Source organism: Pseudomonas sp. SG20056, from assembly GCF_031764535.1.
Taxonomy (GTDB): Bacteria; Pseudomonadota; Gammaproteobacteria; order Pseudomonadales; family Pseudomonadaceae; genus Aquipseudomonas.
In genome coordinates, this window is record NZ_CP134499.1 from 3,947,319 (window position 1) to 3,971,380 (window position 24,062).

Genomic DNA, 24,062 nt, shown 5'->3' on the forward strand with positions numbered 1-24,062 from the left:
AAGTCCAGCTATGACTCGAGGTCACAATAAATGTGCCGACATGCATCGGCAGGAGAACGCCGACCATGCCCAGTCACATCCTTATTGCCCACGACCTGCGCGACACTGCCGACATGGCGCTGTGCCGCGCCACCCAGCTGGCCAAGCAATTCAACGCCAAACTGACCATCCTGCATGTGCTTGACCCGAGCAAAAGCAGTCAGGAGCATGAGCAGGCCAAGCAGGCACTGGACCGCAGCCTGACCCAATACGCCCCACCCGGCAGCCAACTGCTGATCCGCACCGGCATCAAGCCCTCGGAAGTGGTGCTGCAACAGCTTAATGAGCTGGGGTGCGACTTGCTGGTACTCGGCGGCCATCACCAGCGCCACGACTTCTTCTCCGGCACCAGCCTCGACCGCATTGCCCGCAACTGTCCGGTGCCACTGCTGCTGGTAGCGCGTAACGATTTCAAGCCATACCAGCGCGCACTGGCGGCCATCGATTTTTCACTCTGCGCCTGCAGCGCCCTAGGCCAGGCCTACCGCCTGCTGCCGGAAACGGCCGAACTGCACGCCCTGCACGTCTTCGAGCCAGACAAGGGCACGCCCAAGCAGGTTGAAGCGCAACTGACCACGCAAAAAGCCCTGATCAACCAGCTGCTGGAAGATGAAGCGCAGAACCTGCCAGAGAAAGGCCCGACCTTGACTCACTCGGTGGAGCAAGGCGGCATCTTGCGCTGCCTGCAAGCACGCCTGAAGAGCACCAACACCGAACTGCTGGTACTCGGCAGCCACGGCCGCAGCGCACTGTCGCAAGCATTGCTCGGCAGCCTGGCGCAGCACTTCCTGCACAAGGCGCCCTGCGACATCTACGTCGTCAGGTAGGTTATCTACGCCCAACAAAAAAGCTGCCTAGGCAGCTTTTTTGTTATCCAGACTCGACTCAATCAGCACTGTTGAGCAGGTCATGCAGCTCGACAAACTGCTGAGTCAACTTGTGGTTGCGGTCCAGGTAGATCAGCGGCGTGCAGGCCTGGTGCGATTCGCGCATCTTCACCGAACTCATCAGGTTGACCGGCAGCACCGGCAGACCCTCGGCAACCAGCTCATCGAGTAGCTGCTGCGGCAGGCTGGCGCGCGGCTGGAACTGATTGACCACAATGCCTTCGACTTCCAGGCCCTCGTTGTGGTCTTCCTTGAGCTCTTCGATCTCACGCAGCAGGCCATACAGCGCCTGGCGCGAGAAGCTGTCGCAATCAAACGGAATCAGCACGCGGTCGGCGGCGATCAACGCGGATACGGTGTAGAAATTCAGCGCCGGTGGGGTATCGAGGTAGATGCGCTCGTAGTCTTCGCTGAGCTCTTCGAGCAGTTTGCGCAGCTTGTTGATCTTGTGCTTCTGCTCCAACTTAGGTTGCAGATCGGCCAGTTCGGCGGTGGCGGTGACCACATGCAGGTTGTCGAACGGCGTCTCGTAGATATCCACGCTGCCTTTCTTGCCGAACGGTGCCGATGACAACGTGCCCTTGAAGAACTCGGCAATGCCCATGGGAATATCTTCACCGGTCAGGCCAGTGAGGTAATGGGTCGAATTGGCTTGGGCGTCCAGGTCGATCAGCAGCGTGCGATAGCCTTGGGAAGCGCTGACCGCGGCCAGGTTGCAGGCAATACTGGACTTACCCACACCGCCCTTCTGATTGAAGATCACGCGCCGCATGAAATACCCCCTGAATCCCGCATAAACCCCGAAATGGTCTCGGATTCTATGCAAACTACGTGACAAGGGCGAGATTTTCGGCAAAACCGCGCCGCCTCCGGTCAGAACAACAGGCCATAGATTTGCGCACGGCCCGTACGGTCTGGATAATGCCAGCACTTCGCCACACCTGCTGCCAAGCCATCCGCTGGTTGCGGCTGGCCGTAGCCGACATGGACGCCCACCGCGTGACACATTTCAGGATCGAACAATGGCGTGCCTGGGCCCCTGGCCTGGACAGCACGGCTGACTGGTGCGCCTGGCATCAGGCACCGTTGCGCCTGGTCGATACTGGCCAACAGCCGGATGTCAGCGCGCTGCCGGCCATGCAGCGCCGGCGCCTGAGCCGCCTGGCGCGGATGGCCTTTCACGTCGCCTGGCCACTGGCCGAAGCGCACCCGCAATTGCCCATGGTGTTCGCCAGCCGGCATGGCGAAACCCCACGCACCCTGACTATTCTCACCGACCTGGCGCATGGTGAGCCGCTGTCGCCGACCCAGTTCAGCCTCTCGGTGCATAACGCGATCATCGGTCTGTGGTCGATCCAGCGCGGCGATCACAGCGAAATGACGGCCATTGCCGGCGCCGGCGATGGCCTGGAAAACGCCATACTGGAAGCCTGCGGCATGCTCCACGACGGCGCACCGGCAGTGTTGCTGGTAATTGCCGAAGAAACCCCGCCCGAGCTTTACGCGCCTTTTATCGACGACGTGCCGTTCCCCTATGCCGTTGGCTTGCTGCTGACGCCGGGTGATGACTGGCAGCTGCACCTGAGCCGAGCCAACGGCGCCGTCAGCGAATGGCCCCACGCCCTCAACCTGGTCCGCGCACTGTGCAGCGACCAGCCGACCCTGCAGCACCACTGGAAGAGCCGACAATGGACCTGGTCACGCAACAAGGCCTAAGCCGTTACAGCGCGCCCTATGTCTGGCGGCTGATTGCCACGGCCCTGAGTTTCAGCCTGTTTGGTATCGGCGGCGTCCTGCTGCGCGTGCTGATTTTCCCGCTGCTGGCCCTGCTTCCGGGTGATGCCTTGAGTCGGCGTACCCGCGCCCGCGCGGTAGTGAGCAAGACCTTCTACCTGTTCGTGCGCTTTATGTACCGCAGCGGCGTGCTGACCTACGAAGTCGAGGGCATCGAACGCCTCGGCCAGCCTGGGCAGATGGTGATTGCCAATCACCCGTCACTGATCGACGTGGTGGTACTGATCGCCTTCATTCGTGACGCCAACTGCGTGGTCAAACAGAGCCTGTGGGATAACCCGAGCATGCGCGGGCCGATCCGCGCCGCCGGCTATATCAGTAACAGCGGCAGCATGGACATGCTCGACGAAGCGGCCGGTGCCCTGCAAAGCGGCCAGACCCTGGTGATTTTCCCGGAAGGCACGCGCACCACACCGGGGCACAACCCGGAGTTTCACCGCGGCGCAGCAGCCATTGCCCTGCGTGGCGCACGCATCGTCACCCCGGTGGTAATCAGCGTCAGCCCCACCACCCTGACCAAGGCCGAGCCGTGGTACAGCATTCCGTCGCGCCGTTTTCACATTCGCCTGCGCGTAGGCGAGGATATTGACCCAAACCAGTTCAATGCCATGGGGCCAGCGCCGATAGCCTCACGCAAACTCAATGATTTTCTGCACCAACACTTTATGAAGGAGCTCGCCAAAGATGAGCGATTTACAGCTGGAAATTAAAAACCTGATCATCGACGCCCTGGGCCTGGAAGACATGGCGGCCGAAGACATCGCCGCCGACCTGACCCTGTTCGGTGAAGGCCTGGGCCTGGACTCGGTAGACGCCCTGGAACTTGGCCTGGCGATCCAGAAACGTTTCGGCATCAAGATCGACGCCGAAGCCAAAGACACCCGCAAGCACTTTGCCAACGTAGCCAGCCTGGCGGCATTCGTGTCATCGCAACAGACCGCCTGAGGAAGCCGCCGATGCAAACCCGTGAAGAGATTTTCGACACCCTGCGCGACGCGCTGGTCGAGCTGTTCGAGTTGGACGCCGAACGTATTACGCCGGAAGCCAACCTCTATCAGGACCTTGAGATCGATAGCATTGACGCCGTGGACCTGATCGACCACATCAAACGCCAGACCGGTAAAAAGCTCGCAGCCGAGGAATTCAAGGCTGTGCGCACCGTCGGTGACGTGGTCGAGGCGGTGCTGCAGCTGGTCAACGCCCCAGCCAGCGAATAATGAGTCGCCTATTTGGCCTGCTCCTGCTGCTGGCCGGGCTGCTCTACCCCTTTGCCGTGTACTACGGCATGGAGCATCTGTCGCCGCGCCTGTTTGCTGCCGTGCTTGGCGGCCTGTGGCTAGTACGTGCGCTGAGCCAATGGGGCAAGCCGGGCAATCGCTGGATGACCACCGTAGCCTTGGGCTTCTGCCTGTTGCTAGGTCTGGCAGGTGAGCCTGAACTGCTGCGCTGGTATCCGGTGCTGCTTAACGGCCTGCTGCTGGCACTGTTTGGCCTCAGCCTGAAATTCGGCCCACCGCTGATCGAGCGCCTGGCTCGTCTGACCGAGCCGCAGCTGCCGGAAGTCGCGATACGCTACACGCGCCGGGTCACCGCCGTCTGGGCCTGGTTCTTCCTGGCCAATGGCCTGGTGGTGGTGGCGTTGAATTTCTGGGCGCCGCTGAGCTGGTGGACGCTGTATACCGGGCTAATCGCCTACGGCCTGATGGGCCTGCTGTTTGCCGGTGAGTGGCTGGTACGCCAGCACGTAAGGAGACATGAATGAACTGGCTGCCCCTCGAGCATCTGCTGCTCGACGCCCACCCAGGCCGCGCAGTAACCGCAGACCTGGATCAGCCCCAGCTGCGCCAGCACGCGCTGCAACTGGCAGCGCAACTGCAAAGCCGTGGCGTGAAACGCCTGGCACTGTACCTCGACGATGCTGCTGAGCTGGCCATCGCCCTGCTGGCCGCCTGGCACGCCGGGATTGCCGTACTGCTGCCGGCTGATGCCCAGCCGCAAACCCGCCAGCGCATGGCCAGTCAGTGCGACCTGTGGCTGGATAGCCTCGACGGCCTGCTTACCCAGGACGGTGCGACCCTGCCGGCCGCACCACTCGATCTCGACCAATGTCAGCTGACCCTGTGCACTTCCGGCTCCAGCGGCGAAGCCAAGCTGATCGACAAGTCCTTACGTCAGCTGGCCAATGAAGTCACCGCCCTGGAGCAGCTGTGGGGCGCGCAACTGGGCAACGCGACCATCCTCGGCAGCGTCGCCACCCAGCATATCTACGGCTTGCTGTTTCGCGTGCTCTGGCCGCTGTGCGCCGGCCGTCCGTTTCTACGCCGCGCCCAGCCGTTCCCCGAAGATTTGCAGCGCGAAAGCCTGGCCAACGGTAGCGATTTCGCCTGGGTCGCCAGCCCGGCTTTGCTCAAGCGCATGGGCGACAACCTCAACTGGCCGGCGCTGCGTGCGGTGCGCCAGGTGTTTTCCTCCGGCGGCGCGCTACCAGGCGAAACCGCCACCGAGTTGCACACGCTGCTTGGCCAATGGCCCACGGAAATCTACGGCAGCTCGGAGACCGGCGGCATCGCCTGGCGTCAGGGCGGGGAACTGTGGACGCCGTTTGCCGGCATCGAATTGGGACAAAACGCCGAAGGTGCCCTGCACCTGACCTCGCCGTATCTACCGGCCGGCCACCGCGAGCAGACCGCCGATGCGGTGGAACTGCAGGCCGATGGCCGCTTCGCCCTGCGCGGCCGCCTGGACCGCATCATCAAACTGGAAGAAAAACGCATTTCCCTGCCCATGCTCGAACAGGCACTGAGCAGCCACGAATGGCTCAGCGATGCGCGCCTTGGCGTGGTGCAGGAAGGCCGCGCCTACCTCGGCGCGCTGGTGGCGTTAAGCCCGGCCGGCTTGCACGCCCTGCGCAACCAGGGCCGCAAGACCGTCACCGAAACCCTGCGCCGCCATCTGGCCGGCCATTGCGAAGCGATTGCCCTGCCCCGGCGCTGGCGTCTGCTGGCGCAACTGCCCTACAACAGCCAGGGCAAACTGGCGCAGGCCACAGTGGAAGCGCTGTTGGCCGAACCTCGGCCCACCCAGGTGGCGCCACTCACGGCGGTCGAGCAGGACGGCGAATGGCAGCTGGAGCTGGTGGTGCCACTGGACCTGGCGCACTTCACCGGCCACTTTCCGCAGACCCCGGTACTGCCGGGCGTGGTGCAGGTCGACTGGGCGCAGCAACTAGCACGCAGCCTGATTAAAGATCTGCCGCTGCGGTTCAGCGGCATGGAAGTGTTGAAGTTCCAGCAACTGGTGCGCCCCGGCGATCAGCTGCAACTGACCCTGCGTTTCGACGCCACGCGCGGCAAGCTGTACTTCGCTTTCAGCAATGGCGAGGCCGCCTGCTCCTCCGGGCGTATTCTGCTGGGAGCTGCCCGTGCATAAGCCCTGCGCGGTGATCCCGGTGTATAACCACGAGCACGCGCTGCCCGTGGTGGTCGCCGCGCTGCATGCGGCCGGCCTGCCCTGCGTACTGGTGGACGATGCCTCCAGCCCGGCCTGCGCGGCGGTCATCGATCAGCTTGCAGCGCAACCCGACACTCATCTGGTGCGGCTGGCGGTGAACCAGGGCAAGGGCGGCGCGGTGATGGCCGGCCTGCGTGAAGCGGCGCAGCTGGGTTTCACTCATGCGCTGCAGGTAGATGCTGACGGTCAGCACGACCTCAGTGACCTGCCGCACTTCATCAACGCCTCGCAAGCCGCCCCCGAGGCGCTGATCTGCGGTTACCCGCAGTACGACGAGAGCGTGCCGAAAGGCCGCCTCTACGCGCGCTACCTGACCCACGTGTGGGTGTGGATCAACACCCTGTCGCTGAGCATCCGCGACTCCATGTGCGGCTTTCGCGTTTATCCGCTGCCGGCCACCCTGGCGTTGATCGACACGGTACACATCGGCAAACGTATGGATTTCGACACCGAGATTCTGGTGCGCCTGGCCTGGCGCAATCAGCAGATGCACTGGCTACCGACCAAGGTGCATTACCCGCTGGACGGCCTCTCGCACTTTCGCCTGTGGCTCGACAACGCGCTGATTTCCAAGATGCACGCCAAGCTGTTCTTCGGCATGTTGCTGCGCGCCCCGCAGATCCTCTGGCGCAGGTGGCGCGCATGAGCAACCAGCAGCACTGGGCCGGGCAGCGTGAGCGCGGCAGTTTTGTCCTGATGAAATTCACCGCCTGGCTGGCGCGCCTGCTCGGCCGCCGCCTGATCAGCCCGCTGCTGTACCTGATCGTGCTGTATTTCTACCTGTTCGGCGCCAAGGCGCGGCGCAGCATCGGCCAGTACCAGCGCAACCTGGCCAACTGGAGCGGCCGCGCCGAGCTGCAACCGACCCGGTACAGTGTGTTCCGCCACTTTATAAGCTTCGCCGACACCCTGCTGGACAAGCTCGATGTATGGAACGGCAAGCTCGGCCTGGAACAGGTGACCCTGGTCGACCCAGGCAATGCCTGCACCCAGCTGCACCAGCAAGGCCGTGGGCAGATGCTGGTGGCCGCACACCTGGGCAATCTGGAAGTCTGCCGCGCCCTCGCCGAACTCGGCGAGCAGGTGACGATGAACGTACTGGTGCACACCAAACACGCCGAACAGTTCAACCGCCTGCTCGGCGAAGCCGGGGCCACGCACTTGCGCCTGATTCAAGTCAGCGAGCTGGATGCGGCGATCATGCTGCAATTGTCCGAGCGCCTGGAGCGCGGCGAATGGTTGGCGATTGCCGGCGACCGCGTGCCGCTCAAGGGCAGTCGCAAGGTCAGCGTGAACTTCCTCGGCAAACCCGCGGCCTTCCCGCAAGGCCCGTGGTTGCTGGCCGGGCTGCTGCAATGCCCGGTCAATCTGATTCACTGCCTGAAAATCGACAAACGCTATCAGGTGATCATCGAACCCTTCGCCGAGCGCCTGCACTGGAAGCGCAGCGAACGGGATGAGGTGATCCGCCACTGGACCCAGCGCTACGCCGACCAGCTCGCGCAGCGCTGCCTGGATGCGCCCCTGCAATGGTTCAATTTCTACCCGTTCTGGAATGAAGATGACGACAAATCAGCCTGATCCCATCGTGTTTGGCGAACAGCCCCTGCGCATCGAGCAGGTTGTCGCCCTGGCCAACCGCAGCGCCCCGGCGCAGCTGCAGAGCGATGCCGCCTACCGCGAAAAAATCGCCAAGGGCGCACGTTTTCTCGACAGTTTGCTGGACAAGGAAGGCGTGATCTACGGCGTCACCACCGGCTACGGCGACTCCTGCGTGGTGGCCGTGCCGCTGCATCAGGTCGAGGCACTACCGCGCCATCTGTACACCTTCCACGGCTGCGGCCTGGGCAAGCTGCTGGATGAAGCCAGCACCCGCGCGGTACTGGCTGCGCGTTTGCAGTCGCTGTGTCAGGGCGTTTCCGGCGTGCGCGTGGAACTGCTCGAGCGCCTGCAGGCGTTTCTCGAATTTGATGTGCTGCCGCTGATTCCGGAAGAAGGCTCGGTGGGCGCCAGCGGCGACCTCACGCCGCTGTCCTATGTCGCCGCCACTCTCAGCGGTGAGCGCGAAGTGATGTTTAAAGGTGAGCGCCGCAGCGCCGCCGATGTGCATAAGGAACTCGGCTGGACGCCGCTGACCCTGCGCCCGAAAGAAGCCCTGGCGCTGATGAACGGCACCGCCGTGATGACCGCCCTGGCCTGCCAGGCCTATTCGCGCGCCGATTACCTGCTCAAGCTGGCCACCCGCATCACCGCGCTCAATGTGGTGGCGCTGGAGGGCAATCCGGAACACTTCGACGAGCGCCTGTTCGCCGCCAAACCGCATCCGGGGCAGATGCAGGTCGCCGCCTGGCTGCGCCAGGACCTGGCCATCGACGCGCCGACCGCGCCACTGCACCGCCTGCAGGATCGCTACTCGCTGCGCTGTGCGCCGCACGTACTGGGTGTGCTGGCCGACAGCCTGGGTCTGCTGCGCCAGTTCATTGAAACCGAACTGAACAGCGCCAACGACAACCCACTGATCGACGCCGAAGCCGAGCGTGTGCTGCACGGCGGGCACTTCTACGGCGGGCATATCGCCTTCGCTATGGACAGCCTGAAAAACCTGGTGGGCAACGTCGCCGACCTGCTCGACCGGCAGCTCGCGCTGCTGGTCGACACCCGCTACAACCATGGCCTGCCTAGCAATCTGTCCGGCGCACCGAGCGTCAGCGCGATGATCAACCACGGCTTCAAGGCCGTGCAGATCGGCACCAGCGCCTGGACCGCCGAAGCCCTGAAAAACACCATGCCGGCCAGCGTGTTCTCGCGCTCCACCGAATGCCACAACCAGGACAAGGTGAGCATGGGCACCATCGCCGCCCGCGACGCCCTGCGCAGCCTGGAGCTGACCGAGCAGGTCGCTGCCGCCACCCTGCTGGCCGCCAACCAGGGCGTGTGGCTGCGCCAGCGCGACGGCAAGAACGACATCCCCGCGCCGATCACCGCCATGCGTGAACAGCTGGCCGTGGACTTCCATCCGGTGATCGAAGACCGCGCCCTGGAAGCCGAGCTGCGCCTGTGCCTGGTGCGCATCCGCGCGCAGCATTGGAGGCTCTATGCGTAGCAAAGGCGTATTGCAGGCGGAAATCGAACTGCAGGTGCCGTTCTTCGACGTCGACATGATGGAAGTGGTCTGGCATGGCCACTACGTCAAATACTTCGAAGAAGCGCGCTGCGCCCTGCTCGACAAGCTCGGCCACAACTACATACAGATGCGCGCCGCCGGCTACGCCTGGCCGGTGATCGACCTGCAGCTGCGCTATATCCGTGGCGCGCAGTTTGGTCAGAAGATCATCGTGCGCGCCGATCTGGTGGAGTGGGAAAATCGCCTGAAGATCAACTACCTGATCACCGATGCCGCCAGCGGCGAGCGCATGACCCGCGGCAGCAGCGTGCAGGTGGCGGTGGAAATCGCCACCCGCGAGATGCAGTTTGCTTCGCCCAAGGTGCTGATCGACGCCGTTGCCAAGGTGCTGGCGTGAAACGCCTGCTGGCAGGCCTCGGCTTCTGGCTGCTGAGCCAGAATGCACTGGCCTTTGACCTCGACCAGCTCAGCGCCCAGCTGGCCAAACCGGCCGTGGTGCGCGGCCCACTGATTCAGGAAAAGCACCTGCGCGCCCTGCCGCAGCCGCTGACCAGCCGTGGCCAGTTTATCCTGAGCCGCGATCTCGGCCTGCTCTGGCAGCTGCAAAGCCCGCTTAAGCAGGATTACCGCATCGACAGCCTGGGCATCGCCAAACGCACGCCAAGCGGCTGGCAACAGCAGCCGGGGCAGGATGTCGCCGCCCAGCAGAGCCGCCTGTTTCTCGCTGTGCTCAAGGGCGACCACAGTGGCCTGGCACGGGATTTCGAGCTGCAATTGAGCGGCACGGCCGAGGCCTGGCAACTGCGCCTGGTGCCGAACTCGGTGCTGCTCAAGCAGATTTTCAGCCGCATCCAGATCGACGGCGGTGCCCTGGTACAGCGCATTGAGCTGCATGAAACCCAGGGCGATCGTAGCGTGCTGCGTTTGCCGAACAGCCAGGCCGGCGATGCCTTGACGGAACAGGAGCGGCGCGACTTTGCGCAGTGAACGCTGGCTGCCGCGCGGCTTTTTGCTGCTGCTCGCCGCCCTGCTGGCGCTCGCCGCGTGGCAATGGCGCAACGGCCCGCCCGTGGCGGCGGATATGCTCGCGCTGTTGCCGGCCGGCAGTGGCGACGCCCTGGTGCAGCAGGCCGAGCAGCGTATGCAGGAGCCGCTCAATCGCGACCTGTTGCTGCTAATCGGTCACCCGCAGCGCGACCAGGCGATTGCCCTGGCGCAGCAGGTTGGCGAGCAGTGGCGCGGCAGCGGGCGTTTCGCTCAGGTGCAGTGGAGCGTCGACAGCGACCTCGCTGTGCTGCGCGATTACCTACGTAGCAACCGCCTGAGTCTGCTGCCGGCGGCAGATCGTCAACTGCTGCTGGAGCAGCCGCAGCAGTTGATCGAACAACGCGCCGCCAAGCTGTTCGACACCTTCGCCGGTTTCAGCCTGCTGCCCACCGAGCAGGACTGGCTGGGTCTGGGCGCACGCGCGCAGCAGGCGCTGAATCCCGGCAGCCGCATCCAGGCCGACCTGAGCAGCGGCGCCCTGCTGCTGGAAGAGCCGGGGATGACCTGGGCCCTGCTGCGTGCCAGCGCCAAAGGCAGCGCCTTCGATATGCAGGAGCCGCCGCTGATAGCCGCCCAGGTTGCCGCGACCCGCGCGCAAGTCGAAACCGCCGGCGGCCAACTGCTAGCAGCGGGCGGCGTGTTGTATGCGGCAGCCGGGCAAGCCAAGGCCACCCGCGAGATCAGCCTGATTGGCGGCGGCGCCACCCTCGGTACGCTGCTGCTCTTACTGCTAGCCTTCCGCCGGGTGCGGGTGCTGGTCAGCCTGTTGCCGATCGGCATGGCGCTGCTGGCCGGCTGTACCGCCTGCGTGCTGGTGTTCGGCCAGATCAACGCCCTGACTCTGGTGCTGGGCGCCAGCCTGGTCGGGGTCGCTGCGGACTATCCGCAACATTACTTAAGCAAGAGTTGGAGCAACGCCGAGGGCACAGATGGCTGGACCAGTTGGGGCGCCCTGCGCGCCACCCTACCGGGCCTGAGCCTGAGCCTGGGCACCAACCTGATCGGCTACCTGGCGCTGGCCTTTACCCCGTTTCCGGCGCTGACCCAGGTCGCACTGTTCTCCGCTGCAGGGCTGATCGCCGCCTACCTGTGCTCGGTATGCCTGCTACCGGCCTGGCTACGCGGCCTGCGGCTAAGCCCATCACCGCAGCTGCTGAGCTTTAGCCAACGCCTGCTGGCCGGTCGTGCACGTCTGCTGTCCAAGATCGGCAGTGCGCCGCTGCTGGCGTTGCTACTGCTGTTCTGCGCCGGCGGGCTGTGGCAACTGCATACACAAAATGATCTGCGCCAGTGGCTCGGCCAGGAGCCGCACCTGTTGGCCGAAGCCCAGCGCATCGCCGAGCTGACCGGCCAGCAGCCCACCAGTCAGTTCTTTCTGGTGCGCGCCGCTAACCAGCAGCAGCTGCTGGAACGCCAAGCGGCACTGAGCCAACGCCTGGATCAGGCGGTACAGAACGGTCAGTTGCGTGACTACCGCGCCCTCAGCCAACTGGTCGCCCCTGACAGTCAGTTGCAGGAATTGCGCGCTGCGCTGGGCGCACTGCCGCAGCACTGGCAACCGCTGCTCGACCTGGGCATCCCGCCGGCCGCGCTGCATAACGAATTACTGGAGCTGCAACAGAACAACCAGGCCAGCCTTGAACAAGCCCTGGCCAGCCCCCTGGGCGAGGCCTGGCGCCCGCTATGGCTCGGAGCTAATGCCGAGGGTGTGGCCGGACTGGTCAGCCTGCAAGGGCTGAGCAACAGTGCCGAGCTCAAACCGCTGATCGAGGACATGCCAGGGGTGCAACTGGTGGACCGGATCAGCGAACTCAACGCACTGTTCAGCGCCACCCAACTTAGCGCCGCCGAATTAAAGCTCATCTCCAGCGTGGCGATCCTCTTGCTGTTGTGCCTGCCCTTCGGCCTCGGCGGCGCGTTGCGGGTGGTCTGCCTGCCGCTGCTGGCGGCACTGGCGGCATTGGCCTGTCTCGGCTGGTTGGGCCAGCCGCTAACGCTGTTCAGCCTGTTCGGCCTGCTGTTGATCACCGCCATCGGCGTCGATTACGCCATTCTGATGCGCGAGAACATCGGCGGCCCGGCGGTCAGTCTGCTCGGCACCCTGCTCTCGGCGCTGACCAGCTGGCTGTCGTTCGGCCTGCTGCTGATCAGCGACACTCCGGCGATTGCCAACTTCGGTTTGACAATCAGTCTCGGTCTGCTGTTCTGCTTTCTGCTCGCGCCCTGGGCGGGCACCCGGCCAGCCACCGATAAGCAGGCGCAGACGCTATGAGCATCGCCCTGGCCTGGCTGGCATTGCTCGCGCTATTTGCCCTGGTGACCTGGCTGGGCAAACGCCTGCGCTTGATCCCGATTGTCAGCCAGTTGCTGCTGGCCACTCTGGGCCTGCCGCTGCTGATGCTGTGGACCACGCCGCAGGGCTTCGGCGCCAGCGAGCTGCTTGCCCCGGTGTGGCTGGAGCCCTTGTATGGCGTAGCCTTCTGTCTGTTGCTCGGGCATATACTCAGTGATGTGGTTGATCTGCAACTGGAACCGGGCAGCCTGCAGATTGCCCTGCCGAGTTTCTTTGTGCCGTTCTTCTGCGGCCTGGCCTGCGCGGTTTGGCTGCTGCCGGAGCAAGGCTTGCTGGCCGATATTGCCGTGGGCCTGCTGTTTGCACTGACCGCCATTCCGGTACTGTTTCTCTATCTGCAGCACCTCGGTTATCCAGTGGGTAAGATCCGCCAGCTGCTGCAGGCGGCGATCATCATGGATTTACTGTGCTGGCTGATCTTCGGCCTGGCCCAGGGCAGCAGCGACCCTGCCACCCTGCTCTGGCCGCTGCTGGCCGCCAGCCTGCCGCTACTGTTAAAGCTGCTGCCGTTGCGCTCCGCGCTCCTCAATGGCAGCTGCTTTCTCACCCTGTTGCTGGTGATGCAGCAACTGCACCTGAATGCCCTGGTGTTCGGCATTGCCTACCTGCTGCTGCTCACCGCCCTGCGCATGCCCTTACGCCTGCCACTGCCCGCCGGAGTGCAGCGCTGGCTGCAAACCTGGCTGGCGGTGCCGCTGATTCTGGCCTTCGGCTTGCTGCAGATCGACTGGCAGGAGGCCTGGCTGGGGTATTCTGCCTGGCAGTTTACGGCGCTGTTGCTGCTGCCGATCATCAGCAAACTGGCCGGTAACTGGCTGGGCCTGAGCTGGGCCGCTGGGCAGCGGCGCGCCTATGCGGGGCAGTGGCGCGAAAGCCTGCTGTTGAATACCCGCGGCCTGACTGAAATCATCTTTCTCAATCTGCTGCTGCAACAGCAGATAATCAGCCCGGCACTGTATTTCGCCCTGATGCTGATGGGCCTGATCTCGACCCTGTTACCGGCCTTGGCCGGTGCTTACCCACACGCCGCCACGCATGAGGCCAGAAGCCGCTATGAAGTCTCTTGAAGTCGAACAACGCCAAGTCGTAGTGATAGGTGCCGGCCCGTCCGGAGCGATTGCCGGGGCGCTGCTCAAGCGCAACGGCCATGACGTGTTAGTGCTGGAGCGCCAGCGCTTCCCACGCTTCTCGATTGGCGAAAGCCTGCTGTCGCATTGTCTGGACTTCGTCGAGGAAGCCGGGATGCTCGATGCGGTGCGTGCGGCGGGGTTTCAGACCAAGCATGGCGCGGCCTTTGGCTGGGGTGAGCGTTACACCGAGTTCGATTTCCGCGACACCTTCACCAAGGGTCAGGGCTCGACCTATCAGGTGCTGCGTGCCGACTTCGACAAGCTACTGGCCGATCAGGCCGAGCTACAGGGTGTGGAAATCCGTTATGAAGAGGAAATCTTCGCCGTCGATTTCAGCGGCGACTGCCCGCGCCTCTCGGTACGTCGCCTCGCCGATGGCCACGAATACCAGGTGGAATGCGCATTCGTCCTCGACGGCAGCGGCTACGGCCGCGTGCTGCCGCGCCTGCTCGACCTCGACACGCCGTCGAACTTCCCGGTGCGCCAGGCGGTATTTACCCACGTCGAGGACCGCAGCGAAGGTACCGGTTTCGACCGCGAGAAGATCCTGATCACCACCCACCCGACCCTGCGCGATGTGTGGTTCTGGACCATCCCGTTTAGCAACGGCCGCTGCTCGGTGGGCGTGGTCGCCGATGCCACCCGCTATCAGGGCCGCCCGGAAGATCTGGACGCCTGCCTCAAGCAATTTATCGAAGAGACCCCCAGCCTGCACAAGGTGCTGAAGAATGCCGTGTGGGACACCCCGGCGCGCACCATCGGCGGCTACTCGGCCAACGTGAAAACCCTGCACGGCCCAGGCTTTGCCCTGCTCGGCAACGCGGCGGAGTTCCTCGACCCGGTGTTCAGCTCCGGTGTGACCATCGCCATGCGTTCGGCGAGCATGGCCGCTGGCCTGTTGCACCGTCAGCTCAGCGGCGAGACGGTGGACTGGGAGCAGGACTTTGCCATCCCGCTCAAGCGCGGCGTCGACACCTTCCGCGTGTATGTCGAAGGCTGGTACGACGGCAGCTTCCAGGACGTGATCTATTTCGAGAAGGCGCAGCCGGAAATCCGCCGGATGATCAGCTCGATCCTCGCAGGCTACGCCTGGGACGCGAAAAACCCCTATGTCGCTGAACCGCGCCGCCGCCTGCGGGTACTCGCCGAACTCTGCGCCACAAGTTAATAAGGATATTTATGAGCAACCCGGCCGCCACCTACGTCGAGGAAACCCGCTTCGGCTTCTGGTTCTTGCAGAGCCACGTCTGGCAGCACCATGTGCTGCGCGTGGCGATCAATGACCTGCGCGGCCTGTTCGCCGGCCCGCTGCCAGAAGCGCCGGTGCTGCTGGATGCCGGCTGCGGCCAGGGCAAATCCTTCGGCCTGCTCGCGGAGGCGTTTGCGCCTGCACGGATAATCGGTCTGGATGCCGACCCGCACAGCCTCGACTGCTCGCGCGCCGAGGCCGAGCGCCTGGGCCTGGATGTGCAATTGATCGCCAGCGACTGCGCGGCCATCGACCTGCCGGATGCCAGCGTCGACCTGCTGTTTTGCCACCAGACCTTCCATCACCTGGTCGAGCAGGAACAGGCACTCGCCGAGTTCTGGCGCGTGCTCAAGCCGGGCGGGCGCTTGCTGTTCGCCGAGTCGACCCAGTACTACATCGATACCTGGGTGATCCGCTGGCTGTTCCGCCACCCCATGCATGTGCAGAAAAGCGCCGAAGGCTATCTGGCCATGCTGCGCGATCAAGGCTTCGAGTTTGCCGCCAAGAATATCTCCTACCCCTATCTGTGGTGGAGCCGCTCGAAGGACTTCGGCTTGCTGGAACGCTGGGGCCTGATGAAGCCCAAGCCGGTCGGCCAACGCAATGAAACCCTGGTCAACGTGGTGGCGCGCAAGCCGCTGGAGGCAACTGAGGTATGAAACGCCTCGTCCTGCTTGGCCTTGGCCTGCTGCTCAGCGCCTGTGCCGCCCACACACCGCTGCCGCTAAGCGCACCGACCTTTGGTGCGCCATTGCCCGCAGCGCTGCGCGTCGAACGCCAGCAAGGCGCGGATCAGCAGACCTGGTGGCTGGTGGTGCAGGCCGAACAATCGGCATTGCGCTGGTCGCTGTTCGATCCCCTTGGCGTGCCCCTCGCACGGCAGCTGCTGGAGAATGGCCAGTGGCGCGCCGATGGCCTGCTGCCGCCCAATAACGAAGCGCAGGAACTGTTCGCCGCCCTGTTGTTCGCCCTCACCCCGATCGACAAGCTGCCCGCCAGCTATGCGCCGGACACCTGGCAGCAACTGGCCGACGGCCAGCGCCGGCTTAATCCGTACTGGCTGATCGACTACCACGCGCCGCTGGATTTCACCCTGAGCCAGGGCCCGGAACTGAGTTACCGGGTCTATGCCCTCGCCGACGAAGAGATTCCCTGATGCCGGTCTACCTCAACGCACTGGGCCTTAACTGCGCCCTCGGCCAAGGCAAGCAGGCGGTGGCGACAGCACTGTTTGCCGGCGATAGCAGCGGCATGCAGGCGCAAACCGGCTGGGTGGCCGAGCGCGCGCTGACTGTCGGTGCAGTGCCGGGTAGCCTGCCTGATTTACCCGATCTGCCGGACCATCCGCCGAGCCGCAATAACCAGCTGCTGCTGGCCGCCGCGCTGGAAATCGAGCCAGAACTGCGCGCCGCCATCCGCCGTTTCGGCGCCGAGCGTATCGCCGTGGTACTCGGCACTAGCACCTCGGGCATTGAGGAAGCCAGCCAGAGCATCGCCACCTATCTCAACGAGGGCGAGTTGCCGGCGCATTATCACTATGCCCAGCAGGAGCTGGCTGAACCGGCGAACTTTCTCAGTGACTGGCTGGGCCTGAGCGGGCCGTGCTTCAGCATTTCCACCGCCTGCACCTCGGGCGCGCGGGCGCTGCTGAGTGCGCAGCGCCTACTGAACCTCGGGGTGTGCGATGCGGTGATCTGCGGCGGCGTGGACAGCCTGTGTCGCCTAACGCTGAATGGTTTTACCGCCCTGGAAGCGGTCTCAGCCGAGCGCTGCAATCCGTTTTCTGCCAATCGCCACGGCATTAATATCGGCGAAGCGTCTGCGCTGTTCTTAATGACCAGAGAGCCGCTAAGCGGCGCAGCCCAGAGTGCCGTACCAATCGCCCTGCTCGGCGGCGGAGCCTGCTCGGATGCTCACCATATTTCCGCACCGCAGCCCGACGGCCTTGGTGCCCAGGCGGCCATGCGCAAGGCCCTGGCTGCGGCGGGGATCAGCGCTGAACAGGTCGACTATCTGAACCTGCATGGCACCGCCACCACGCACAACGACGCCATGGAAAGCCAGGCGGTGCAGGCCATCTTTCCCCATGGCGTGCCCTGTTCATCGAGCAAGTCCATGGTCGGCCACACCCTCGGCGCGGCTGGGGCACTGGAAGCCGCCTTCTGCTGGCTGACCCTGAGCGAATACAACCCGGATCAGCTACTCCCCCCGCACCTGTGGGACGGCCAGGCTGACCCGGCCCTACCAACACTGAATCTGGTTCAGCCCGGTACGCAACTGCGCAGCAGTCGCCCACGCCGACTGATGAGCAACTCCTTCGCCTTTGGCGGCAACAATATCAGCCTGCTCTTGGGTGAAGAGCCCAGTGAAAAGCAGGTTCAAGAGCACGGCGAAACGCCAGGAGAACATCCATGAGCCAATGGCCAATCGCCGAGCTGATTCCCCACGCCGCGGACATGATCCTGATCGATCAGGTGCTGCGCTTTGGCGATGAGGACATCGAAACCCAGCTGACCATCCGCAACGGCGGCCTGTTTAACCTGGAGGACGGCAGCCTGCCGGCCTGGGTTGGCATCGAGCTGATGGCGCAGAGCGTCGCCGCCTACGCTGGCTGCCAGGCGCGCCTGCGCGGCGAGCCGGTGGAGCTGGGCTTTCTGCTTGGCACGCGCAAGTACGAATGCAATGTCGAGCGCTTCCCGGCCGGAGCCGAGCTGCATATCCATGCGAGCCGCTCGCTGCAGGATGAAAACGGCATGGGCGTGTTCGAATGCCAGCTGCGCGGTCCCGGCATCGAGGCCTTGGCGCGGCTTAACGTTTTCCGGCCACCCCAGGTGGCCAGCTATCTTCAGGAAGAATTCGAGGGGTCCCAGTCATGAGCGAAACCATTCTGGTCACCGGTTCCAGCCGTGGCATCGGCCGGGCGATTGCCCTGCGGCTGGCCAAGGGCGGCTATGACATCGTGCTGCACTGCCGCGCCCGCCGCGAGGAAGCCGAAGCGGTGCAGGCGCAGATCATCGAGATGGGCCAGCAGGCGCGCATCCTGCAATTCGACGTGTCCGACCGCGCCGCCTGCCGCACGGCGCTGGAGGCTGATGTCGAACAGCATGGTGCGTATTACGGCGTGGTGTGCAACGCCGGCCTGACCCGCGACGGCGCGTTCCCGGCGCTGAGCGAGGACGACTGGGACATCGTGATGCGCACCAACCTGGACGGTTTCTATAACGTGCTGCACCCACTGACCATGCCCATGGTGCGGCGGCGCAAGGCCGGGCGCATCGTCTGCATCACCTCGGTGTCCGGGCTGATCGGCAACCGCGGCCAGGTCAACTACAGCGCCTCCAAGGCCGGTATTATCGGCGCAGCCAAGGCCTTGGCGATCGAGCTGGGCAAGCGCAAGATCACGGTCAACTGCGTGGCACCGGGGCTGATTGATACTGAGATTCTCGATGCCGATGTGCCCATCGAGGAAATCCTCAAGATGGTCCCCGCACAGCGCATGGGCACCCCGGAAGAAGTGGCCGGGGCGGTGAATTTTCTGATGTCCGAGGAGGCGGCGTACATTACCCGCCAGGTCCTCGCGGTGAACGGTGGGTTGTGCTGATGAACGGATGCAAACGGGTTGTAGTCACCGGCATGGCCGGCGTGACCTCGCTGGGCAGCGACTGGCCGACGATTGAGGCTAACTTCAAGGCCGGCAAGAGCGGTATCCGCTATATGCACGAGTGGGACAGATTCAGCGAGCTGAACACCCGCCTCGGCGGCCCGGTGGATGACTTTGTGCAACCCAAGCACTGGAACCGCAAGCAGACCCGCAGCATGGGCCGCGTCTCCAAACTGGTGGTGTACGCTGCCGAACGCGCGCTGGAGCATGCTGGCCTGCTCGGTGACGAGTCGATCAAGGACGGGCGGATGGGCGTGGCCTGCGGCTCGTCCACCGGTAGCACCGACGAGATCAAAGCCTTCGGCAATATGCTGCTCAACTCGGTGGCCGACGGCCTGAATGCCAACTCCTATATCCGCATGATGCCGCACACCACGGCGGCCAATATCAGCATTTTCTTCGGCCTCAAGGGCCGCCTGATACCCACCTCCAGCGCCTGCACCAGCGGCAGCCAGGGCATCGGCTACGCCTATGAAGCGATCAAGTTCGGCCGCCTGCCGATGATGCTCGCCGGCGGTGCCGAAGAACTCTGCCCGACCGAGGCCATGGTCTTCGATGCGCTGTACGCCACCAGCCTGAAAAACGATGCCCCACACACCTCGCCACGCCCTTACGACAGCGGCCGTGACGGCCTGGTAATCGGTGAAGGCGCCGGCATTCTGGTCCTCGAAGAACTGGAACATGCACTGGCGCGGGGTGCGACCATCCATGCTGAAATCGTCGGTTTTGGTTGTAACTCAGACGGCCAGCACGCCACCAAACCGGTGCAGGCAACCATGCGCGGGGCGATGGAGCTGGCGCTGCAGGATGCAGGTCTAGCCCCCTCAGCCATCGGTTACGTCAATGGCCACGGCACCGCCACCGACCAGGGTGATGTCGCGGAAACCCTGGCGACCCAGGAGCTGTTCGGCAGCCAGATGCCGATCAGCTCGCAGAAGAGCTACTTCGGCCACACCCTGGGCGCCTGTGGCGCGCTGGAGTCCTGGTTCAGTATCGAAATGATGAACGCAGACAGCTATGTGCCGACCCTGAATCTGGATGCGGTCGATCCGGCCTGCGGCGAACTGGACTACCTGCGCGGTGAATTCCGCCAGATGAGCCACCAGTACGTGATGAACAACAACTTCGCCTTTGGCGGGGTCAACACCTCGCTGATCTTTAAACGCTGGACCTAAACCACAGGACAAGGAGTCCGCCATGTACCGCTTGAGCAAACTGCTACTGGTCAGCCTCGCTATCGTTTCTTTGCTGGCCTGCAGCCGGGTGCAACCGATCCGCGAAATTCATCAACCCGTGCCGCTCGCCAACTACAACGGCGACTTTCATCAAATCCTGCTGCAAGCACTGGCGCACGGGAACTGGGTGGTAGAACAGGATCGACCGCAACAGATCCTGGCGCGCATCGACTTTCGCGGGCACAGCGCCTCTATTACCCTTAATTACAGTGCGACTCGCTATGACATTCTGTACCGCGACAGCGAAAAGCTACGCTATGCAGATGGCAAGATTCACAAGCGCTATAACGCCTTGGTGAAACGCTTGCACGGCTTGACCCAGCACTATATGAAACTGTCGATCAATCCTGAGCCAAGCAGCTCATAAGCATAAGAACCACGGAGGTCACTATGAAATTGCGCCACCTAATCGTTGCTGCTGCGTGCCTCGCGGCACTGCCAAGCCTCAGCCAGGCCCGCGATACCGCCCACTTCCTGCCCTTCGAGGCCGCCGTACAGGAAGCCCTGAATGCCGGGCGTCTCGACGGCAGCGTCAAGTTCTACCTGGCCGGCAACAAACCGGCCGGATCGGTCAGCCTGATCAAATCCGGCGTGACCACCAGCCAGAAGACCAACGCTTTCAACAAGAGCGATGAAGCCGCCTGCAGCTGGGCCCTGCAGTCCGCGCTGATCCGCTTCCAGAACGCTGCCAAGGCCGCCGGTGCCAATGCCGTGGTTGACCTGGCCAGCAACTACAAGAACATCGAGTATAAGGACAGCCAGAAGTACGAATGCCACGCCGGCGCGATCATGGCGGGCGTCGCACTCAAGGGAAACCTGGCCAATGTCAAATAAGCCAACGCTGCTCAGCCTGCTCGGCGCACTGCTTCTGCTCGGCAGCCTGCCGGCGCTTGCCGAAGTGGATGGCCAGCAGCTGTACCGTCAGCACTGCGCCAAATGCCACGCCGAAGATGGCCACGCCAACACCCTGCGCGGCTGGCTGTACTTTGCACAGAACCTGAGCAAGGCCAAGTGGCAGGACAACAACAGCGACAGCGATATTCTCGAAGCCATTCAGGAAGGCCCAGGCGCCATGCCCGGCTACGCCGAGAAGCTCAGCGAAACCGAACAGCTGGTGGTGGTAAGGGCCGTGCGCGATTTGCGTAAGCCTTAAGCAACACGCAGATAAAACAAAGGCCGCATTAGCGGCCTTTGTTTTGTGCAGAGTTTATTGATGGTATTGCGCCGACAACTCATGCACCGCTTCGAAGAACGCCCCCGCGTGGGCTGGATTAACTTCAGGGGTGATGCCGTGGCCGAGGTTGAACACCTGACCGCTGCCATGACCGTAAGCCGCAAGAATACGCCCGACTTCGGCGCGAATCGCCGCCGGGTTGGCGTACAGCACGCTCGGGTCCATATTGCCCTGCAGCGCCACCTTATTGCCGACGCGGGTGCGAGCGCTGCCGATATCGCAGGTCCAGTCCAGGCCCAGGGCTTCGGCACCGCTGTCAGCCATCGACTCCAGCCATAGACCGCCCCCTTTGGTGAACAGAATCACCGGTACGCGGCGACCATCGTGCTCGCGGATCAGGCCGTCGATGATCTTCTGCATATAGGCCAGGGAGAACTCCTGATACGCCGCTGCCGACAGCGAACCACCCCAGGAATCGAAAATCTGCACGGCCTGCGCACCGGCCTTGATCTGCCCGTTGAGGTAGGCGGTTACCGACTGCGCCAGCTTGCCGAGCAGCGCGTGCATGGCCTGCGGGTTGTCGTAGAGCATGGCTTTGGACTTGCGGAAGTCCTTCGACGAGCCGCCTTCGACCATATAGGTGGCCAGCGTCCAGGGGCTGCCGGTAAAGCCGATCAATGGCACGCGGCCATTCAACTCACGGCGAATGGTACGCACGGCGTCCATCACATAACCCAGGTCCTGCTCCGGATCGGGAATCGGCAGCGCCTCGATATCTGCCATCGAACTGATGACCTTCTTGAAGCGCGGGCCTTCACCGGTTTCAAAATACAGGCCCTGGCCCATGGCATCGGGGATGGTCAGGATGTCCGAGAACAGAATCGCAGCGTCCAGTTGCGGGTAGCGATCCAGCGGCTGAATGGTGACCTCACAGGCCAGCTCCGGGTTCTTCATCAAGTTGACGAAGTTACCGGCCTTGGCACGAGTGGCGCGGTATTCCGGCAGATAACGACCGGCCTGACGCATCATCCACACGGGGGTGACGTCGACAGGTTGCTTGAGCAGAGCACGAAGGAAGCGGTCGTTCTTCAGGGCGGTCATAGCAGTTCCCGAGAAAAGTAGTCGGCAAAAAAGTGCGGGCATTTTCGCAGAGCGCATAACAAAAGGCACGGCGAGTGCCGTGCCTTTTGTCTATTGCGACGATTTGCCTCGCCCCAACTCTTAACTCTAAGCGTTACGAGCAAAGGTCAGGCAAGGCGCAACGACCAACGGGAGTAACAGCCGAAGGCTGGCCCGAAGGGTGAGCGCCAGCGAATCAAGCAGGCGAGGAACGGTCGGAGTCGCGGGCGACTGTACGAGCTGTACATGAGCATTCCGAGCCTGCTTTCAACGCAGCATGGCCGAGCGCAGTAGCTTAGACGCCGAGGTAGTCGAGGATGCCTTCGGCGGCGTTCCTGCCTTCGAAGATTGCCGTCACCACCAGATCGGAACCGCGAACCATATCGCCACCGGCGAAGATCTTCGGGTTGCTGGTCTGGTGCTTGAACTGGCTCTGTTCCGGCGCTACCACGCGGCCCTGGCTGTCGGTCTCGATCTTGAAATCGCTGAACCAGGCAGCCGGGCTTGGACGGAAACCGAAGGCGATCAGCACGGCTTCCGCCGGGATGATTTCCTCGGAACCGGGAATCGGCTCAGGGCTGCGACGGCCACGGGCATCCGGTTCGCCGAGACGGGTCTCGACTACTTTCACGCCCTCAACTTTGTCTTCACCAACGATGGCGATGGGCTGACGGTTGAAGAGGAATTTCACCCCTTCTTCCTTGGCGTTTTTCACTTCCTTGCGCGAGCCCGGCATGTTTTCTTCGTCGCGGCGATAGGCGCAGGTTACCGACTTGGCGCCTTGGCGAATCGAGGTACGGTTGCAGTCCATCGCGGTGTCGCCGCCGCCGAGGACGACGATGCGCTTGCCTTTCATGTCGATAAAGTCTTCCGCGTTCTTCTCGAAACCGAGGTTGCGGTTGACGTTGGCGATCAGGAAGTCCAGCGCGTCGGTAACACCCGGCAGGTCTTCACCGGGGAAGCCGCCCTTCATATAGGTGTAGGTGCCCATGCCCATAAACACGGCATCGTACTCATCCAGCAACTGCTGCATGGTGATGTCTGTGCCGATCTCGGTGTTCAGGCGGAACTCGACGCCCATGCCGGTGAAGACTTCGCGGCGATTGCTCAGCACGCTCTTCTCCAGCTTGAACTCGGGGATACCAAAGGTCAGCAGGCCACCGATTTCCGGGTTCTTGTCGAACACCACCGGGGTCACGCCGTTACGCACCAGTACGTCGGCGCAGCCCAGGCCAGCCGGGCCGGCACCGATGACCGCGACGCGCTTGCCAGTCGGCACCACGCGCGACATGTCTGGACGCCAGCCCATGGCGAACGCCGTATCGGTGATGTACTTCTCCACCGAGCCGATGGTCACCGCGCCGAAGCCGTCGTTCAGGGTGCAAGCACCCTCGCACAGACGGTCCTGCGGACACACGCGGCCGCAGACTTCCGGCAGTGTGTTGGTCTGGTGCGACAGTTCGGCGGCGGCGAGGATGTTGCCCTCGGACACCAGCTTGAGCCAGTTGGGAATGAAGTTGTGCACCGGGCACTTCCATTCGCAATAGGGGTTGCCGCAGCCCAGGCAACGATGTGCCTGGTCGGCCGCTTGCGCAGGCTTGAAGTTGTCGTAGATCTCGACGAACTCTTTCTTACGCTGACGCAACAGTTTCTTCTTCGGGTCTTTGCGCCCGACTTCGATGAACTGGAAGTCGTTATTCAGACGTTCAGTCATTGCAATACCTCATCAAACCACTTCAG

At 63.3% G+C, this 24,062-nt stretch carries 27 protein-coding genes; 24 read left to right on the plus strand and 3 right to left on the minus strand.

Going from position 1 to position 24,062, the window contains the following annotated elements:
- Positions 1–65 precede the first annotated feature (65 nt).
- On the plus strand, positions 66–866 hold the full coding sequence (locus RHP75_RS18685) for a universal stress protein (RefSeq protein ID WP_090249890.1): 801 nt from the start codon (positions 66–68) through the stop codon (positions 864–866).
- A 58-nt stretch (positions 867–924) separates the two neighbouring features.
- Here the strand turns inward: RHP75_RS18685 and RHP75_RS18690 are convergent, their stop codons facing one another.
- A complete protein-coding gene (locus tag RHP75_RS18690) occupies positions 925–1,698 on the minus strand; it encodes a ParA family protein (protein ID WP_311089512.1) in 774 nt (257 codons plus the stop codon).
- Positions 1,699–1,910: 212 nt separating this feature from the next.
- On the opposite strand from RHP75_RS18690, the gene RHP75_RS18695 reads away from it, so the two are divergent.
- The 23 genes from RHP75_RS18695 to RHP75_RS18805 are packed head-to-tail and all read left to right on the plus strand — an operon-like array spanning position 1,911 to position 21,182.
- Positions 1,911–2,642, plus strand: a complete 732-nt coding sequence (locus RHP75_RS18695; protein WP_311091993.1) for a beta-ketoacyl synthase chain length factor — start codon at positions 1,911–1,913, stop codon at positions 2,640–2,642.
- The gene (locus RHP75_RS18700; RefSeq protein WP_311089513.1) at positions 2,615–3,430 is read left to right on the plus strand and encodes a lysophospholipid acyltransferase family protein; all 816 of its coding nucleotides are present in this window, start codon (positions 2,615–2,617) and stop codon (positions 3,428–3,430) included. Before RHP75_RS18695 ends, RHP75_RS18700 begins: the two co-directional genes overlap by 28 nt.
- The gene (locus RHP75_RS18705) at positions 3,405–3,665 is read left to right on the plus strand and encodes a phosphopantetheine-binding protein (protein ID WP_090249897.1); all 261 of its coding nucleotides are present in this window, start codon (positions 3,405–3,407) and stop codon (positions 3,663–3,665) included. Before RHP75_RS18700 ends, RHP75_RS18705 begins: the two co-directional genes overlap by 26 nt.
- 11 nt (positions 3,666–3,676) lie before the next feature.
- Positions 3,677–3,937: an acyl carrier protein gene (locus RHP75_RS18710; protein WP_090380641.1), complete on the plus strand. Its 261-nt coding sequence runs from the start codon at positions 3,677–3,679 to the stop codon at positions 3,935–3,937.
- Positions 3,937–4,482: a hypothetical protein gene (locus RHP75_RS18715; protein ID WP_311089514.1), complete on the plus strand. Its 546-nt coding sequence runs from the start codon at positions 3,937–3,939 to the stop codon at positions 4,480–4,482. Before RHP75_RS18710 ends, RHP75_RS18715 begins: the two co-directional genes overlap by 1 nt.
- Positions 4,479–6,149 carry an AMP-binding protein gene (locus RHP75_RS18720; protein ID WP_311089515.1) on the plus strand — a complete coding sequence of 557 codons (1,671 nt, stop codon included), beginning with the start codon at positions 4,479–4,481 and terminating at the stop codon, positions 6,147–6,149. Before RHP75_RS18715 ends, RHP75_RS18720 begins: the two co-directional genes overlap by 4 nt.
- A complete protein-coding gene (locus RHP75_RS18725; protein WP_311089516.1) occupies positions 6,142–6,876 on the plus strand; it encodes a glycosyltransferase family 2 protein in 735 nt (244 codons plus the stop codon). The genes RHP75_RS18720 and RHP75_RS18725 overlap by 8 nt, the downstream gene beginning before the upstream one ends.
- Complete coding sequence (locus RHP75_RS18730; RefSeq protein ID WP_311089517.1) at positions 6,873–7,811, plus strand: glycosyl transferase; 939 nt, start codon at positions 6,873–6,875, stop codon at positions 7,809–7,811. Before RHP75_RS18725 ends, RHP75_RS18730 begins: the two co-directional genes overlap by 4 nt.
- On the plus strand, positions 7,792–9,333 hold the full coding sequence (locus tag RHP75_RS18735; protein ID WP_311089518.1) for an aromatic amino acid ammonia-lyase: 1,542 nt from the start codon (positions 7,792–7,794) through the stop codon (positions 9,331–9,333). Before RHP75_RS18730 ends, RHP75_RS18735 begins: the two co-directional genes overlap by 20 nt.
- Entirely contained in the window at positions 9,326–9,751 is a 426-nt protein-coding gene (locus RHP75_RS18740; RefSeq protein ID WP_311089519.1) for an acyl-CoA thioesterase, read from the plus strand. Before RHP75_RS18735 ends, RHP75_RS18740 begins: the two co-directional genes overlap by 8 nt.
- Complete coding sequence (locus RHP75_RS18745; RefSeq protein ID WP_311089520.1) at positions 9,748–10,341, plus strand: outer membrane lipoprotein carrier protein LolA; 594 nt, start codon at positions 9,748–9,750, stop codon at positions 10,339–10,341. Before RHP75_RS18740 ends, RHP75_RS18745 begins: the two co-directional genes overlap by 4 nt.
- Complete coding sequence (locus RHP75_RS18750) at positions 10,331–12,673, plus strand: hypothetical protein (RefSeq protein ID WP_311089521.1); 2,343 nt, start codon at positions 10,331–10,333, stop codon at positions 12,671–12,673. The genes RHP75_RS18745 and RHP75_RS18750 overlap by 11 nt, the downstream gene beginning before the upstream one ends.
- Entirely contained in the window at positions 12,670–13,821 is a 1,152-nt protein-coding gene (locus RHP75_RS18755; RefSeq protein WP_311089522.1) for a sodium:proton antiporter, read from the plus strand. The genes RHP75_RS18750 and RHP75_RS18755 overlap by 4 nt, the downstream gene beginning before the upstream one ends.
- A complete protein-coding gene (locus RHP75_RS18760; protein ID WP_311089523.1) occupies positions 13,808–15,052 on the plus strand; it encodes an NAD(P)/FAD-dependent oxidoreductase in 1,245 nt (414 codons plus the stop codon). Before RHP75_RS18755 ends, RHP75_RS18760 begins: the two co-directional genes overlap by 14 nt.
- Positions 15,053–15,063: 11 nt before the next feature.
- On the plus strand, positions 15,064–15,792 hold the full coding sequence (locus RHP75_RS18765; RefSeq protein WP_311089524.1) for a class I SAM-dependent methyltransferase: 729 nt from the start codon (positions 15,064–15,066) through the stop codon (positions 15,790–15,792).
- Positions 15,789–16,289: a hypothetical protein gene (locus tag RHP75_RS18770; RefSeq protein WP_311089525.1), complete on the plus strand. Its 501-nt coding sequence runs from the start codon at positions 15,789–15,791 to the stop codon at positions 16,287–16,289. The genes RHP75_RS18765 and RHP75_RS18770 overlap by 4 nt, the downstream gene beginning before the upstream one ends.
- Positions 16,289–17,548, plus strand: a complete 1,260-nt coding sequence (locus RHP75_RS18775; RefSeq protein ID WP_311089526.1) for a beta-ketoacyl-[acyl-carrier-protein] synthase family protein — start codon at positions 16,289–16,291, stop codon at positions 17,546–17,548. Before RHP75_RS18770 ends, RHP75_RS18775 begins: the two co-directional genes overlap by 1 nt.
- A complete protein-coding gene (locus tag RHP75_RS18780; RefSeq protein ID WP_311089527.1) occupies positions 17,545–18,009 on the plus strand; it encodes a hotdog family protein in 465 nt (154 codons plus the stop codon). The genes RHP75_RS18775 and RHP75_RS18780 overlap by 4 nt, the downstream gene beginning before the upstream one ends.
- Complete coding sequence (gene fabG / locus RHP75_RS18785; RefSeq protein ID WP_311089528.1) at positions 18,006–18,734, plus strand: 3-oxoacyl-ACP reductase FabG; 729 nt, start codon at positions 18,006–18,008, stop codon at positions 18,732–18,734. The genes RHP75_RS18780 and fabG overlap by 4 nt, the downstream gene beginning before the upstream one ends.
- Positions 18,734–19,969 (plus strand): beta-ketoacyl-ACP synthase, encoded by a 1,236-nt coding sequence (locus tag RHP75_RS18790; protein WP_311089529.1) that lies wholly within the window; start codon positions 18,734–18,736, stop codon positions 19,967–19,969. Before fabG ends, RHP75_RS18790 begins: the two co-directional genes overlap by 1 nt.
- A gap of 22 nt (positions 19,970–19,991) precedes the next feature.
- Positions 19,992–20,396 carry a hypothetical protein gene (locus RHP75_RS18795; protein ID WP_311089530.1) on the plus strand — a complete coding sequence of 135 codons (405 nt, stop codon included), beginning with the start codon at positions 19,992–19,994 and terminating at the stop codon, positions 20,394–20,396.
- Between the two features lie 23 nt (positions 20,397–20,419).
- Complete coding sequence (locus tag RHP75_RS18800) at positions 20,420–20,863, plus strand: excinuclease (protein ID WP_311089531.1); 444 nt, start codon at positions 20,420–20,422, stop codon at positions 20,861–20,863.
- On the plus strand, positions 20,853–21,182 hold the full coding sequence (locus tag RHP75_RS18805; protein WP_311089532.1) for a cytochrome c: 330 nt from the start codon (positions 20,853–20,855) through the stop codon (positions 21,180–21,182). The genes RHP75_RS18800 and RHP75_RS18805 overlap by 11 nt, the downstream gene beginning before the upstream one ends.
- Before the next feature lie 54 nt (positions 21,183–21,236).
- Here the strand turns inward: RHP75_RS18805 and hemE are convergent, their stop codons facing one another.
- Both hemE and RHP75_RS18815 read right to left on the minus strand, forming a co-directional pair.
- Positions 21,237–22,304 (minus strand): uroporphyrinogen decarboxylase, encoded by a 1,068-nt coding sequence (gene hemE / locus RHP75_RS18810; RefSeq protein WP_311089533.1) that lies wholly within the window; start codon positions 22,302–22,304, stop codon positions 21,237–21,239.
- 313 nt (positions 22,305–22,617) lie between these two features.
- Positions 22,618–24,036: an FAD-dependent oxidoreductase gene (locus RHP75_RS18815; protein WP_275960459.1), complete on the minus strand. Its 1,419-nt coding sequence runs from the start codon at positions 24,034–24,036 to the stop codon at positions 22,618–22,620.
- Positions 24,037–24,062 lie beyond the last annotated feature (26 nt).